Raw genomic sequence first — 1,028 nt, forward strand, 5'->3', positions numbered from 1 at the left:
TACCCTGCGGCTGCGAAGTAATTTCTGCATTCTGTTGGAGAGAAGAGATTGCAGATATCGCCAATGGCCTGCCACAGGGCGTCGATGGTTCTGATGGCCTTTGCGCGCAGGTGCGCCTTGAGCTTGGCGAATGCCATTTCGATGGGATTGAGATCTGGGCTGTAGGGCGGCAGGAAGAGCAGCCATGCGCCTCTGGCCCGGATCGCTGCCTCGGCGGCCGGGCTCTTGTGGGCAGCGAGATTGTCGAGGATGACGACATCGCCCTTTGCCAGCGTCGGAGCGAGCTGCGTTTCGACATAGGTTTCGAAGATGCGCCGGTTCATCGGCGTGTCGATAACAAAAGGGGCCGTGAGCCCATGACAGCGCAACCCGGCGATGAAGGTCTGCGTCTTCCAATGCCCGAACGGTGCCTTTGAGCGCAGCCGTTGGCCCTTTAGGCAGCGGCCGCGCAGACGTGTCATCTTCGTAGTGGTTCCGGTTTCGTCGATGAACACCAGCCGATGTGGCTCAAGCCGCATCCGCGGCTGGCGCCTGGTCTGCCACTCCTGCCGCGCCTTGCTGACGTCGGGACGATCTTGCTCGCTGGCCAGCAGCGTTTTTTTTGAAGCGATAGCCATTCCTGATGAGCCAGCGCGAGATCGAGGCAGGAGCGACCTGGACGTCTGTAGCAGCGGCCAGCTCGGCGGCAAGCTCCGGCATGGTGATGTCATCCTTCTCGGCCACACGGCCAAGCAGGAACGCACGATGCGGGTCGAGCTTGGAATGGCGGCGGCCACCGCTGGCCTTGGGCGCCAGGCTCTCGGTCTTTCGATAGTTCCTCATCAGGATCACGACAAACGAAACCGACACCCCAAAATGTGCCGCCGCCGCACGCCGCGAGTGGCCAGCCTCGACAAACCGCACAACACGTTCACGCAAATCGAGCGAATAGGGCTTGGGCATGGCAAATCACCTCCTACAGGAAGTGAATCATGAACCACGCCTCACTGGAATCCCTCGCGATTCAAACTGAACGTCCGACGCTCTAG

At 60.7% G+C, this 1,028-nt stretch carries 1 protein-coding gene; it reads right to left on the reverse strand.

The features are described from left to right. Nucleotides 1–942 (reverse strand): IS630 family transposase gene (locus NKJ32_RS35400; RefSeq protein WP_352830588.1). Its coding sequence is split into 2 segments (ribosomal slippage), with 944 coding nucleotides annotated over them: nucleotides 1–624 and nucleotides 623–942; the frame shifts between segments, so codons are not numbered across the junction. This gene is flagged as partial in the annotation. Between the last annotated feature and the right edge of the window lie 86 nt (nucleotides 943–1,028).

Origin of the sequence: Mesorhizobium sp. M0159 (assembly GCF_040322295.1) — a bacterium.
GTDB lineage: Bacteria > Pseudomonadota > Alphaproteobacteria > Rhizobiales > Rhizobiaceae > Mesorhizobium.